Annotated in this window: 14 protein-coding genes; 11 read left to right on the top strand and 3 right to left on the bottom strand. The window is 70.9% G+C overall.

Annotated features, from left to right (window positions below):
• The first annotated feature begins 43 nt into the window (after positions 1-43).
• From HXX10_RS15805 to HXX10_RS15795, 3 genes are all read left to right on the top strand, one after another.
• Positions 44-1,249, top strand: a complete 1,206-nt coding sequence (locus HXX10_RS15805; RefSeq protein ID WP_296523717.1) for a phage portal protein — start codon at positions 44-46, stop codon at positions 1,247-1,249.
• A gap of 190 nt (positions 1,250-1,439) precedes the next feature.
• Positions 1,440-1,628, top strand: a complete 189-nt coding sequence (locus HXX10_RS15800; protein WP_296523716.1) for a hypothetical protein — start codon at positions 1,440-1,442, stop codon at positions 1,626-1,628.
• Entirely contained in the window at positions 1,628-1,801 is a 174-nt protein-coding gene (locus tag HXX10_RS15795) for a hypothetical protein (RefSeq protein WP_296523715.1), read from the top strand. The genes HXX10_RS15800 and HXX10_RS15795 overlap by 1 nt, the downstream gene beginning before the upstream one ends.
• Before the next feature lie 16 nt (positions 1,802-1,817).
• Here HXX10_RS15795 and HXX10_RS15790 read toward each other — a convergent pair whose 3' ends face one another.
• Positions 1,818-2,429: a carbonic anhydrase gene (locus HXX10_RS15790; RefSeq protein ID WP_296523714.1), complete on the bottom strand. Its 612-nt coding sequence runs from the start codon at positions 2,427-2,429 to the stop codon at positions 1,818-1,820.
• Between the two features lie 211 nt (positions 2,430-2,640).
• Between HXX10_RS15790 and HXX10_RS15785 the strand changes: the two genes are divergently transcribed.
• The 5 genes from HXX10_RS15785 to HXX10_RS15765 all read left to right on the top strand — a co-directional run bounded on the left by HXX10_RS15785 (position 2,641) and on the right by HXX10_RS15765 (position 7,308).
• On the top strand, positions 2,641-3,135 hold the full coding sequence (locus HXX10_RS15785) for an HK97 family phage prohead protease (RefSeq protein WP_296523713.1): 495 nt from the start codon (positions 2,641-2,643) through the stop codon (positions 3,133-3,135).
• A 45-nt stretch (positions 3,136-3,180) separates the two neighbouring features.
• The gene (locus tag HXX10_RS15780; protein ID WP_296523712.1) at positions 3,181-4,452 is read left to right on the top strand and encodes a phage major capsid protein; all 1,272 of its coding nucleotides are present in this window, start codon (positions 3,181-3,183) and stop codon (positions 4,450-4,452) included.
• A 573-nt stretch (positions 4,453-5,025) separates the two neighbouring features.
• Positions 5,026-5,256: a hypothetical protein gene (locus HXX10_RS15775; protein WP_296523711.1), complete on the top strand. Its 231-nt coding sequence runs from the start codon at positions 5,026-5,028 to the stop codon at positions 5,254-5,256.
• A 263-nt stretch (positions 5,257-5,519) separates the two neighbouring features.
• Positions 5,520-6,071, top strand: a complete 552-nt coding sequence (locus tag HXX10_RS15770; RefSeq protein WP_296523710.1) for a hypothetical protein — start codon at positions 5,520-5,522, stop codon at positions 6,069-6,071.
• A complete protein-coding gene (locus HXX10_RS15765; protein ID WP_296523770.1) occupies positions 6,040-7,308 on the top strand; it encodes a terminase family protein in 1,269 nt (422 codons plus the stop codon). Before HXX10_RS15770 ends, HXX10_RS15765 begins: the two co-directional genes overlap by 32 nt.
• A 111-nt stretch (positions 7,309-7,419) precedes the next feature.
• Here the strand turns inward: HXX10_RS15765 and HXX10_RS15760 are convergent, their stop codons facing one another.
• Positions 7,420-9,804 (bottom strand): PAS domain S-box protein, encoded by a 2,385-nt coding sequence (locus HXX10_RS15760; RefSeq protein ID WP_296523709.1) that lies wholly within the window; start codon positions 9,802-9,804, stop codon positions 7,420-7,422.
• A gap of 165 nt (positions 9,805-9,969) precedes the next feature.
• Complete coding sequence (locus HXX10_RS15755) at positions 9,970-10,761, bottom strand: trypsin-like serine protease (RefSeq protein ID WP_296523708.1); 792 nt, start codon at positions 10,759-10,761, stop codon at positions 9,970-9,972.
• Positions 10,762-10,812: 51 nt separating this feature from the next.
• Here HXX10_RS15755 and HXX10_RS15750 point away from each other — a divergent pair, with 51 nt between their 5' ends.
• The 3 genes from HXX10_RS15750 to HXX10_RS15740 all read left to right on the top strand — a co-directional run bounded on the left by HXX10_RS15750 (position 10,813) and on the right by HXX10_RS15740 (position 12,296).
• Entirely contained in the window at positions 10,813-11,376 is a 564-nt protein-coding gene (locus HXX10_RS15750; protein ID WP_296523707.1) for a head-tail connector protein, read from the top strand.
• On the top strand, positions 11,373-11,696 hold the full coding sequence (locus tag HXX10_RS15745) for a phage head closure protein (RefSeq protein WP_296523706.1): 324 nt from the start codon (positions 11,373-11,375) through the stop codon (positions 11,694-11,696). Before HXX10_RS15750 ends, HXX10_RS15745 begins: the two co-directional genes overlap by 4 nt.
• A gap of 192 nt (positions 11,697-11,888) precedes the next feature.
• Entirely contained in the window at positions 11,889-12,296 is a 408-nt protein-coding gene (locus HXX10_RS15740) for a DUF3168 domain-containing protein (protein WP_296523705.1), read from the top strand.
• Position 12,297 lies beyond the last annotated feature (1 nt).

The raw sequence follows: 12,297 nt of genomic DNA, 5'->3' as shown, positions 1-12,297 counted from the left end.
GCCGCAGCGTTGCCCGCATCGCCGACATCCCGAAAGCATCGCCATGCCGAACCGTCTGACGCGCCTCTTGCGCGCGCCTTTCCGCGCGCCGCGCGAGTCCTCGCCCTTGTCGCGCGAGCAGAAAAGCTCGCGTGTCGCCCGCCTGGTGCAGATCGAGTCGGGCGGCACGGCCCGCTGGACGCCGCGCGACTATGCGGCGCTGGCCCGCGAGGGTTTCGTCAAGAATGCGGTGGCGCATCGGGCGATAAAGCTGGTCGCCGAAAATGTCGCGGCGCTCACCTACCTCGCCTACGAGGCGGGCGAGCCGCAAGACCATCATGCGCTGACCGATCTCTTGGCGCGGCCCAATCCGCGGCAGGACGGGGCGGCGTTTCTCGAAGCCGTCACGGCCTATCTGCTGATCAGCGGCAACGGCTATGTCGAGGCCGTCAGCCTCGACGGAACGGTGCGCGAGCTCTATGCGCTGCGGCCCGACCGCATGCGGGTGGTGCCGGGCCCGGACGGCTGGGCGCAGGCCTACGACTACACGGCCGCGGGCCGCACCGTGCGGTTCGAGCAGGCGGGCGCGCTGCCGCCGATCCTGCATCTGGTGCTTTTCAATCCGCTCGACGATCACTACGGCCTCGGCGCCCTGGAGGCGGCGGCCGTCGCGGTCGACACCCACAACGCCGCGGCGCGCTGGAACAAGGCGCTGCTCGACAATGCGGCGCGGCCCTCCGGCGCGCTCGTCTATGCGGCGCCGGACGGCGCGATCCTGGCCGAGGACCAGTACGAGCGGCTGAAACGGGAATTGGAGACGAGCTATCAGGGCGCCGCCAATGCCGGCCGGCCGCTGCTGCTCGAAGGCGGGCTCGACTGGAAGGCGATGTCGATGACGCCGAAGGACATGGATTTCCTCGAAGCCAAGAACAGCGCCGCGCGAGAGATTGCTTTTGCCTTCGGGGTGCCGCCGATGCTGCTCGGCATTCCGGGCGACAACACCTATGCGAACTTCCAGGAGGCGAACCGGGCGTTCTGGCGCCACACCGTGCTGCCGCTGGCCAGCCGGGTCGGCGGTGCGCTCGCCCAGTGGCTGGCGCCGGCCTTCGGCGAGCGTCTCACGCTGGTGGTCGACACCGACCGGGTCGATGCGCTGGCCGGCGACCGCGCCGCGCTGTGGGACCGCCTCACCGCCGCGCCCTTCCTCACCGTCAACGAGAAGCGGGCGATGCTGGGCTTCGGTCCGATCGATGGTGGCGACCGGGTGTGAGGCCACGTCCTCCGCCGCTCGTCCCCGCGAAAGCGGGCGCTTTCCAATTCCGTCATTCCGGGACGCGCGTAAGCGCGGGCCCGGAATTCATACTCCCGGTGCTGATTGTTCTCGAAGCACAGGGGGTATGGGTCCCGGGCTCGGCGCGTCGCGCCGCCCCGGGACGACGGACGCTGGCGGGAGACGCGTGATGACCGACCTGATCGCGATCTTCTCCCAGCGCGGCGATCTCGCCCATCTGGCGCTGTTCCTGTGGGCGTCGTCGTCGAGCGTGCTGGCGGCTTACGCGCTGCGCGAGCTGGCCGCGGCGTCGCGCCGCTTCGACGACTTCGTCCATGCGCTGTCGCGCTTCAACGATCATCTGCGGAGCAAGCCCTGATGGATACGCTGCATGCCGTGCTGCGCAGCCTGCGCGGAGAAACCAAGTCGCGGCCCGACCATGCCGCGGTGTTTCGCGAGTTCCTCGATCATCTCGAGCGGATCGGCCGCCGCGACCGTCGCGAGCCGCCGGCCAAGCGCACCAAGCCGCGCCGCCGCCGCACGGCGAAGTGAGCTGGCGTCCGAGTGATCAGTCGAGCATCGCCTCGGCGATGCCGCCGACCGTGACGCCGAGATCGGTGATCAGCCCGTTCGCCAGCGAGTAGACCCAGCCGTGCACCCACAGGGGCTGGCCGCGCGCCCAGGCGTCCTGCACGAAGATGTCGGACACGACGTTGCGGACTTGGCGCTCGACATTGAGCTCGCACAGCCGGTCGAGCCGCGCGGTCTCGTCCGCGATCGCGGTCAGCGAGCCGTGGTGCTCGTGCCAGACCTCACGGATCGGATGCAGCCAGTGGTCGACCAGGCCACGGCGGACGCCGTCGACGGCCGACCGCACGCCGCCGCAGCCGTAATGCCCGACCACCAGGATGTGCTTCACCTTCAAGACCTCGACGGCGAACTGCAGCACCGAGAGATAGTTCGCGTCCTGCGGCGGGGCGAGATTGCCGACGTTCCGGTGCACGAACAGCTCGCCCGGATCGAGGCCGACGATCTCGTTGGCCGGCACCCGGCTGTCGGAGCAGCCGATCCATAGATATTCGGGCGCCTGCTGGCGCTCCAGCCGCAGGAAGAAATCCGGGTCGCTCTCGACCTTCCGCTCGGCCCAGCCGCGATTGTTGGCTTTCAGGTTTTCCAGCATGCCGCCGCCCGCGAACGGTTCACACGCGGCGGCGGGTGACGGCTGTCATCCGGGCCGCGGGCATCTTTTGTAGCCCCTCCGTGCCGCCTCCGGAAGGGCCGGGCTCCGGCACGCATGCGCACCACCGGCCGCGCCGCGTCCCGCAAAGAATCGATTCTTTCAGCCGTCTCTCTCCCTCTCTCTCAGGTCGCTCGTTCCGACGGACTCCGCCATGCTCAGCCCCGTCTCCGACATCCTCCGCACCGCGCCGACTGTCGACCGCGACGGCACGGTCGAAGGCTATGCCTCGCTGTTCGGCGAGGTCGACCAGGCGCGCGACATGGTGATGCCGGGCGCCTTCGCGCAGACGCTGCGCACCCGCGGGCTGCGCCGCATCCCGATGCTGTTCCAGCACGACCCGGCCGAGCCGATCGGCATCTGGCTCGACCTCACCGAGGATTTTCGCGGCCTGAAGGCGCGCGGAAAGCTGATCCCCGACGTCGCCCGCGCCCGCGAGGTTTTGGCGCTGGTGCGCGCCGGCGCCGTCGACGGGCTCTCCATCGGCTTTCGCACCGTGCGGGGCCGCATCGATCCGGCGACCCGCATCCGCAAGCTCGAGGCGATCGATCTGTGGGAGATCTCGATCGTCACGTTCCCGCTGCTGGCCGGCGCCCGCGTGCGCGCGGTCAAGAGCATGCCGTCCCGCCGCCTCGTCGCGCGGTGCTGATCGCGTCGTTCGAGCCCCCTCCGAAACGTCCACCCAGGAGCCATCATGGACATCGACACCGACCCCGTGCCGTTCGCCTCGCCGGAGACCAAGGCCGGCCCCGAGAGCCGTCTCGAGAGCCGTCTGGGCCTCGACGATCTCATGCGCAGCTTCGAGGCCTACAAGCAGACCAACGATGCGCGGCTCGGCCAGATCGAGCGGCGCGGCGCTGCCGACCCGCTCACCGAGGACCGTCTCGCCCGCATCGATGCCGGCCTGATCGATCAGCAGCGCCGCGTCGACGAGCTGGTGCTCAAGGGTTTTCGCCCGCCGCTCGGCCGCGACGGCGCCGACGATCCCGGCCGGCGCGAGCACAAGGCGGCGTTCGACACCTATGTCCGGCGCGGCGACGCGACCGGCCTCCTCGCCATCGAGCGCAAGGCGCTGTCGGTCGGCTCGGCGCCGGACGGCGGCTATCTGGTGCCGCCCGAGGTCGAGCGCGAGATCGGCCGGCGGCTCGGCGACGTGTCGCCCATCCGCGCCATCGCGGCCGGCCGCACGGTCAGCGCCAGCGTCTACAAGAAGCCGTTCATGACCTCCGGCCCGACGGTCGGCTGGATCGGCGAGACCGACGCGCGGCCGCAGACCGGCTCGCCGGCGCTGGCCGAGCTGAGCTTCCCGACCATGGAGCTCTACGCCATGCCGGCCGCCACCGCGACGCTGCTCGACGACGCCATGGTGAGCATCGACGAGTGGCTCGCCGCCGAGGTCGACCAGGCGTTTGCCGAGCAGGAGGGGGCGGCGTTCGTCACGGGCGACGGCGTCAACAAGCCGAAGGGCTTTCTGGCCTATCCGACCGTCGCCGCCGCGTCGTGGAGCTGGGGCAATCTCGGATACGTGGCGAGCGGCTCCGCCGGCGCCTTCCCGGCCACGAACCCGGCCGACGTGCTGATCGACTTCGTCGGCGCATTGCGCACCGGCTATCGCCGCAACGCCGCCTTCGTGATGAACCGCAGGACCGAAAGCGTCATCCGCAAGTTCAAGGACTCCACCGGCCAGTATCTGTGGAGCCCGGGCCTGCAGGCCGGCCAGCCGGCGACGCTGCTCGGCTATCCGGTGGTCGCCGACGACGCCATGCCGGACATCGGCGCCGGTGCGCTCGCCATCGCGTTCGGCGACTTCCGCCGCGGCTATCTGGTGGTCGACCGCGCCGGCGTGCGGGTGCTGCGCGACCCCTACAGCGCCAAGCCCTACGTGCTGTTCTACACGACCAAGCGGGTCGGCGGCGGCGTCCAGGATTTCGACGCCATCAAGCTCTTGAAGTTCTCGGCGAGCTGACGACAACGGGGCCGAGACGGCGCCTGAGATTCGCGCGAGACTGCTTGGCTCCGCTCATTCCCGCGAAAGCGGGAATCCAGTTTTTTGCGCTGGATCCCCGCTTTCGCGGGGATGAGCGGAGGCGGTGGGTCGCTGCTGCATGCACGACTCGATGCAACTCGGCCCGCCCCTGAAACGGCGGGCGCGGGCCCGCTCGGTGTCGGAGGCGGTGCGATCCGGCGCTCCACCTTCGGCGCCGGCGGCCTGGCGTCGCGCGAGGCCTCCGAGCGTCCGACCACCGCCGGGGGCGGCGCCCGCTCGACGGAGCCGACTGTCGAAGCTCCTGTTCTGGAGGGCGACCTGTGCCGGGCCGCCGAGGGCCGTATCGAGGGGGCATGACGGCCGCGGAGAGACGGTCCGGCTCGACCATTCTGCCCCGGTGCAGCGCGGCTCCTCTTGACCGCGCCCGGGACCCCGGTTACGCCTTTTACGGAATTGTTCGAACGGATTTTTTAGGCGGCCGGCCAACGCCCAGTCGCTGATCTCGATGTCGCTGATCTCGATTGAGCCGGACGCCCCTTTTGGAGAGTCGTCATGCGCACGTTGTTTGCCTTGCTGGTTATCGTCGTGATGCTGTTCGTTCTCGGCAAGCTGCCGTTCCCGGGTAAGCAGCATCCGCTGCCGTCGGCCACCCAGCAGGCCGCGATCGCCAAGGGCACGTCGGACGCGAAGCCCGCCGAGGCTCCCAAGCCCGTTACGGTTCGGGAATGCGTCCGGACCATTTTCGGCGGCCAGAACTGCAAGGAAGTCGTCGTCACCAAGTGACACGGACGCCCGGACGGCGCCTCGGACCCGGACCCGGCTCCTCGGCCGGGGGCAGGGCCTGCCGCGGCCGGCCTTCGGCGTCGATGGGCGTTCGGGTTTCGCCCGGACGGTGAGGCGGGCTTCCGCATGAGCCGGCCTCGATACTGATGATCCGGTGGCGGATCGCGCCAGGCCGGGCGACGCGACTTTGCGCGCCCGCAGCGCCGGCGCCTGTGCCGCGCCTGCTGCTCTCCCGTTCCATCGATCGACCCAGCGGGGCCGCCATGCGGGACCGGTTCACCAAGCGTATCTGGAGTCCCGAAGTCCTCGAGGCGCTGCGCCGACGCTACGAGGAGACGGACGAGTCGAAGACAGCGATTGCGCTGGCCTTCGATCTCCCGGTGTCGACCTTTCACAATCTGGTCGAGAAGCAGGGATGGCTGAGGCGCGACAGACCGGCCGGCGACATGGGCGATGCGCCTACTTCGCCGAAGCGACCTGGCGCGCCGGACACGCTGATCCGGCGCCTGGAGCAGGCGGTGGCGAAGGAGCTCGCCGCCATCGAGAAGGCCCGCGCCGGAAAGGTGCGCAAGATCGCCTCGGCGACCGACAGCGAGCGTATCGTCCGCAGCCTCGAACGCCTGACCGACACGCTCGCAAAAGTGCGCCGCATGCGCGAGCCCGACGCCGCGCAGGACCCCGATGACGACATGCCCCGAGACATCGACGAGTTCCGTCGCGTGCTTGCGCGCCGCATTGAGCAGCTCGTGCGCGACCGGCCTGACGACGACGCTCCTGCGGGAGATGCCGCCGGCGATCCTGAGGCGGCTCGCTGACGACTTCGCGCTGTTCGCCCATCCGCACCAGCAGCATGCCGAGGCCGGCCAGGACGGCACGCCGTGGATCACCTGGCTGGTGCTGGGCGGGCGCGGCGCCGGCAAGACCAGGCTCGGCGCCGAATGGGTGCGGGCCCTGGTGCACGGCACGCCGCCTTGGGCGGCGCATCGCTACGGCGCGCTGGCGCTGGTCGGCGAGAGCGAGCGGGACGCCCGCGACGTGATGGTGGAGGGGCCTTCGGGGATCCTGAAGACGTCGCCGCGGGCGCAGCGCCCCCTGTGGGTGCCGACCCGCCGCCGGCTGGAATGGCGCAACGGCGCCGTCGCCCAGGTGTTCTCGGCCGACGACCCGGATTCTTTGCGCGGCCCGCAGTTCGATGCCGCGTGGTGCGACGAGCTGGCCAAGTGGCGTTATGCCGAACAGGCTTTCGACATGCTGCAGTTCGGCCTGCGCCTCGGCCCAAGACCGCGCCAAATGATCACCACGACGCCGCGGCCGATCCCGCTGATCAAGAGACTGATCGCCGATCCGCACACGCGCCTGACGCGGGCCGGCACGGCGGCGAACGGCGCCAACCTCTCGCCGGCGTTCCTGGAGACGGTGGTCGCGCGCTACGCCGGCACCCGCCTCGGACGCCAGGAGCTGGACGGCGAGCTGATCGAGGATCGCCCCGATGCGCTGTGGTCGCGCGCCCTGATCGAGGCCTGCCGGGTGCGGAGCGCGCCTGCCTTGTCGCGCATCGTGGTCGGGCTCGATCCGCCCGGCTCGTCGCGCCGCGGCGCCGACGCCTGCGGCATCGTCGCCGCCGGACGCGGCGAGGGCGGTGTCGTCTACGTGCTGGAGGATGCCTCCAGCGCCGGGCTGACGCCGGCCGCCTGGGCGGCGCGGGCGGTCGCGCTGGTCCGCCGGCTCGAGGCCGACGCCATCGTGGCCGAGGTCAACATGGGCGGCGAGATGGTGAGGACGGTGCTGCGCGAGGTCGATCCCGCCGTGCCGGTGAAGGCCGTGCATGCGACGCGCGGAAAGTGGCTCCGGGCCGAGCCGGTCGCGGCGCTCTACGAGCAGGGCCGGGTGAAGCATGTCGGCGCCTTTCCGGCGCTCGAGGACGAGATGGCCGATTTCGGCCTCGACGGCCTCTCCTCCGGCCGCTCCCCCGACCGCCTCGACGCCCTGGTCTGGGCCGTCACGTCGCTGACCGCAGGGTCTCGCGGGGGACCACGGGTGCGGCGGCTGTAGATCGAGGCTCGCCGTAGGGTCGAAGGCGACGCGTGCCCACCGTCGCGTAATCGTCTGCGTGGGCACGGCGCGCGTTGCGCGCCTTTGCCCACCCTACATTCTGCATCGAGCTCACGCCTCGTCGTCGCCGTGCGGGCGGCGGCGTGCCTTGCTGAGCCGGACCAGATTGCTCGGCGCGCCTTCGCCGGCCTCGACGATCGCCTTGGCGGTGGCGCGGCTGAGGTCGGCGAGCTGGAACGGCTTTCGCACCACCGTGAATTCGGCGGCGGCCTTGGCGGCAGCCTCGCTGTAGCCGGTCACCAGCACGATCGGCATGTCGGGCCGGCGCTGGCGGATCGTGCGGGCGAGCGCGAAGCCGTCCATGTCGCCGGCCATCACCACGTCGCTGACCATCAGGTTGAAGTCGCGCTCGGCCAGGATCGCCAGCGCGCCGGCGGCGTTGCTTGCGCGCTCCACCTGGTAGCCGAGCTCGACCAGCATGGCGGCGCTGATCTCGGCGACGTCGGGATTGTCCTCGACCAGCAGGGCCGTGCTGTCCGGCGCGGCGGTGGCCGGTGGGGTGCTGCCGCTCTCGCGCATCCGTTCATGTGAGCGCGGCAGATAGAGCGTGACGGTGGTACCGGCATTCAGCCTGCTGTCGATCGTGACGGTGCCGCCCGATTGATGGGCGAAGCCGTGCACCTGGGAGAGGCCGAGGCCGGTGCCCTGCTGGGCCTGCTTGGTGGTGAAGAAGGGATCGAACACATTGGCCAGGATGTCGGCCGCGATACCGGTGCCGGTGTCGGCGACCGAGATGGCGACGAATTCGCCCGTCAGCGGATGCGGCGTGTCGCCGGTGGCGAGATGGACGTTCTCGCAGACGATCGTGATGATGCCGCCGTTCGTCATGGCGTCGCGCGCATTGACGGTGAGATTGACCAGCGCGAGCTCGAGCTCGCTGACATCGACCTTCACGGGCCAGACGGCGCGGCGCACGTCCAGCGCCAGCGTGACGGTGCCGCCGATCGAGCTTTCCAGCATGGTGCGGAAGCCGTCGAGGTGCTCGTCGACCCGGATCACCACCGGATTGAGCGTCTGTCGGCGCGAGAAGGTGAGGAGCTGGCGGGTCAGCGTCTCGCCGCGCCGGGTCGCGATGGTGATCGCCTCGACGGCGCGCAGGCTCTTCGGCTCGGTGCCGGCGAGGCTGCGCAGTGTCCCGAGGTGGCCGCCGATGATCATCAGCAGGTTGTTGAAGTCGTGGGCGACCCCGCCGGTGAGCTGACCCAGCGCCTCCATCTTCTGGGCGCGGGCGCGCTGGGCCTCGGCCTGCTGCAGCGCCTTCTGGGCCTCGCGCCGCTCGGTGATGTCGCGGGTGATCTTGGCGAAGCCGATCAGGGCGCCGCGCTCGTCGCGGATCGGGTCGATCACCACATGGGCCCAGAACAGCCGGCCGTCGCGGCGCACGCGCCAGCCCTCGGCCTCGTAGCGGCCCTCGCTGGCCGCGGTCTGCAGGGCGCGGGCCGGCGCGCCGGTGGCGCGGTCCTGCTCGGTGTAGAAACGCGAGAAGTGCTGGCCGACGATCTCGTCCGCCGCATAACCCTTGATGGCCTCGGCACCGGCGTTCCAGTTGCTGATGATGCCGTTCGGATCGAGCATGTAGAGCGCGTAGTCGGTGACGCCCTTCACCAGCAGGCGGAACTGGCGCTCGCTCTCGCGCAACGCCTCCTGGGCGGCGCGGCGCTCGGTGACGTCGCGGGTGATCTTGGCGAAGCCGATGAGCTTGCCGCCCTCGGCGCGGATCGGCTCGACCACCACGGAGGCCCAGAAGCGGCTGCCGTCCTTGCGCATGCGCCAGCCTTCGGCCTCGTAGCGGCCCTCGCGCAGCGCGGTGTCGAGCACCCGCACGGGAACGCCGCCGAGCCGGTCCTCACGGGTGTAGAAGTGCGAGAAGTGCTGGCCGAGGATCTCGTCGGCCGTGTAGCCCTTCAATCGCTCGGCACCGGCGTTCCAGTTGGTGATCACCCCGCTCGGATCGAGCACGTAGATGGCGTGGTCGGACAGGCTGTCGATCAGCAGGCGGAAGTTGCGCTCGCTGGCGTGCAGCGCAGTCTCGGCCGCCTTGCGCTCGGAGAGATCGCGGGTGACGAGGGCGAAGCCGATCAGCCGCTTGGTGCCGTCGTGAACCGGCCGTATCACCGACGAGGCCCAGAATCGCGTCCCGTCCTTGCGCAGCCGCCACGTCTCCGCTTCGGCGCGGCCGTCGTTGCGCGCGGAGTCGAGCAGCCGGTGCGGCACGCCGGCGGCCTGGTCCTCAGCCGTGAAGAAGCGGGCGATCGGCACGCCGATCGCCTCCGCGGGTGAGAAGCCCTCGATGCGCTGGGCACCCGCATTCCAGGTCGTCACCGTCCCATCCGGGTCCAGCATCGAGATCGCATAGTCCGTCACGGCGTCGACCAGCAGATGGAAATGCTGGTCGGCGCTGGTCTGGCGGGTTGGGCCGGGGGTGCTCAGTTTCATGATCCGAAGAGAGTCGGCGTCCGGAGGCTCCGGGCAGGTTTTGGGGGCCGGTCTTGAGCGGTGCCGCCCGTCTGGCTCGGCGGGCTTCGCATCGATGCCAACGCGATGGGCCCTAGTGAGTTCCGTCGCCTGTGGAAAGACGCTGACGAGCCGCGGCCGGCGCCCTCAGGGGGCGAGCCTGGTGCCGAGCTTCTGGGCCGCCTCGGCGATCCAGGAGCGGTAGCGGGAGAGGGGCGTCACCCCGGTGAGGCCGCCGCAGCCGGCGGTGAGTTTCGGCCCTGTCGACCAGCTCACCACGCCCGCGACGGCCAACCGGCCGTCCTCCTCGGCGAAGGCCGGTGCGCCGGAATCGCCCGTGCAGGCGCCGCGGCCGGGCTGCTCGCCCTTGGTCGCCGCATCGACCAGACGGAGCTGCAACGAGCCTGGCTGGCCGGTCGCGACCAGGGACGCCGCCCGCACGGTGCCGCCGCTGCGCCCATCGCCGCGCACCGCCACCCCCATGCCGGCCACCGTGAAGGCGTCGCCGACCGCGATCTCGGTCCGGCGTGCCAGCGGCGCCGGCGCGAAGCTCGCGGGCAGCGGCGACTCGGCCTTCAGCAGCGCCACGTCGGCGGTGGCGCGGTGCCCGAGCAGCGCCGCCATCTCGAACCCGGGATGCCGCGCGATCGTCGCGACGGGCAGCAGCGTCGGGTTCCGCGCCGCATCGAACCTCACCAGCTTGTAGTCGGAGCCAGGCTGCACGCAATGCGCCGCCGTGAGCACCACGCTCTGCGAGATCAGCGTGCCGGTGCACGAGGTGCCGTGCGAGCCGACGATCATCACGACATGGCGGGCGATCGACGCCGACGCCGGGGGCGCGTCGCCGACCATGGCGGCGGCGGGCGACGGCAAGAGCGACGAGACCGGCATCAGGACGAGGGCCGAGAGGCCGGCGAGGGCGGCGGGGATGCTTCGCATCCGCACGATGAGCCGCACGGCGAAAAAATTGTCAACCGAGCGGAGACCGCGATGTCCTCCATGCTTCTCGTCCCGCCCGCGGCCGAGCCGCTGACGCTCGCCGAGGCGAAGCTGTATCTGCGCGTCGACCACGACGACGACGATGCGCTGATCGGGTCGCTCGTCGCCGGCGCACGAAAGCTGGTGGAGACGGCGACGCGTCGCGCTCTGCTGACGCAGACCTGGCGGCTCGTGCGCGACGCCTGGCCGGCGGGCGGTCGCATAAAAGTGCTGCCGGCGCCGCTGTGCGCCGTCGCTGCGGCGCGTGTCTACGATGCGGACGGGATGCCGCATGCGATCGACCCGTCGGTGTTCACACTGGACATTGCCGCGGCCCCGGGCGTGATCGCCTTCGCGTTGCCGGCGGTCCCGGCGCCGGGCCTGAGAGTCGCCGGGATCGCGCTCGATGCCGTGGTCGGCTACGGCGCCGACGCGGTGGCCGTGCCGGCCCCGTTGGTGCAGGCCGTGCGGTTGTGGCTGGCGCATTTCTACGAGCACCGCGGCGTCGAGCCCGAGACCGGCCCGCCGGCCGCGGTCGCCGCGCTGGTCGCGCCCTATCGGGTGCTGGCGCCGTGATCGATCCCGGACGCCTCCGCCGCCGCCTCGTGCTCGAGGCGCCGGTGGAGACCGCCGACGACGCCGGCGGGGTGCTGATCACTTACACGGCGGTCGTGACCCTGTGGAGCGCCGTCACGTCGCGCAATGCGCGTGACGACGTCGAGGCGGATGCGGCGGGCGCCGCCGTCACGCATCGCATCGTGGTGCGGTCCGGACCCGAGATCACGACGCGCCATCGGCTGCGTCTCGGCCCCCGCCTGTTCCGCATCGCCGGCGTCCGCGACCTCGACCCGGCCGGGCGTTTCCTGGCGATCGACGCCGAGGAACGCACCGACTGATCAGATCGGTTTGTTCGGCCGTGCCGCCTCCGCAGCCTGCTCCCTCCCACCTTGTGGGGGAGGGTCGGGAAGGGGGGGGATCTTGCTCTGCGGCGGGTGGCTTACCCCCCTCCCTGTCCCTCCCCCACAAGGGGGGAGGGAACCACGGGGCGACACTTCTCCGCGTCACATCGCATCGTCATGAGGCTCATCATGTCCACGGCTGCCGTGGCGCTGCGCAGCGCCGTCCACTCCGCCCTTGCCGCCGACGAGGCGCTCGTCTCGCTGCTCGGCGGGGCACGTGTCTACGACGCGCCGCCGCGTCACGTCGCCTTTCCCTATGTGACGCTCGGCGAGGCGCGCGTCACCGATTTCTCGGCCGACGAGGCGCCCGGCGAGGAGCATCAGCTCACGCTGCATGCCTGGTCGCGACAGGGCGGGCATCGCGAGGCGCATCTGATCGCCGGCGCGCTCTTGCAGGCGCTCGACGACGCGCCGCTGACGCTGTCGGGTCATCGCCTGGTCAATCTGCGCTTCTCGCTCGCCGACGTGCGCCGGGAGAGCGACGGGCGAACCCATCACGCGCTCGTCCGCTTCCGCGCCGTCACCGAGCCGGCCTGAC

It is taken from the genome of Rhodoplanes sp. (assembly GCF_013377085.1).
Taxonomy (GTDB): Bacteria; Pseudomonadota; Alphaproteobacteria; order Rhizobiales; family Xanthobacteraceae; genus Rhodoplanes.
Note: the sequence above shows the minus strand (reverse complement) of the source record. Positions and strands in the feature narration are given on the sequence as shown.

Bases quoted from the DNA above. Each gene is read 5' to 3' on its own strand.
- HXX10_RS15775 (WP_296523711.1), top strand. From the start codon at position 5,026: ATGCGCACGTTGTTTGCCTTGCTGGTTATCGTCGTGATGCTGTTCGTT.
- HXX10_RS15805 (WP_296523717.1), top strand. From the start codon at position 44: ATGCCGAACCGTCTGACGCGCCTCTTGCGCGCGCCTTTCCGCGCGCCG.
- HXX10_RS15760 (WP_296523709.1), bottom strand. From the start codon at position 9,804: ATGAAACTGAGCACCCCCGGCCCAACCCGCCAGACCAGCGCCGACCAG.
- HXX10_RS15755 (WP_296523708.1), bottom strand. From the start codon at position 10,761: ATGCGAAGCATCCCCGCCGCCCTCGCCGGCCTCTCGGCCCTCGTCCTG.
- HXX10_RS15785 (WP_296523713.1), top strand. From the start codon at position 2,641: ATGCTCAGCCCCGTCTCCGACATCCTCCGCACCGCGCCGACTGTCGAC.
- HXX10_RS15750 (WP_296523707.1), top strand. From the start codon at position 10,813: ATGTCCTCCATGCTTCTCGTCCCGCCCGCGGCCGAGCCGCTGACGCTC.
- HXX10_RS15800 (WP_296523716.1), top strand. From the start codon at position 1,440: ATGACCGACCTGATCGCGATCTTCTCCCAGCGCGGCGATCTCGCCCAT.
- HXX10_RS15795 (WP_296523715.1), top strand. From the start codon at position 1,628: ATGGATACGCTGCATGCCGTGCTGCGCAGCCTGCGCGGAGAAACCAAG.
- HXX10_RS15790 (WP_296523714.1), bottom strand. From the start codon at position 2,429: ATGCTGGAAAACCTGAAAGCCAACAATCGCGGCTGGGCCGAGCGGAAG.
- HXX10_RS15770 (WP_296523710.1), top strand. From the start codon at position 5,520: ATGCGGGACCGGTTCACCAAGCGTATCTGGAGTCCCGAAGTCCTCGAG.
- HXX10_RS15740 (WP_296523705.1), top strand. From the start codon at position 11,889: ATGTCCACGGCTGCCGTGGCGCTGCGCAGCGCCGTCCACTCCGCCCTT.
- HXX10_RS15780 (WP_296523712.1), top strand. From the start codon at position 3,181: ATGGACATCGACACCGACCCCGTGCCGTTCGCCTCGCCGGAGACCAAG.
- HXX10_RS15765 (WP_296523770.1), top strand. From the start codon at position 6,040: ATGCCGCCGGCGATCCTGAGGCGGCTCGCTGACGACTTCGCGCTGTTC.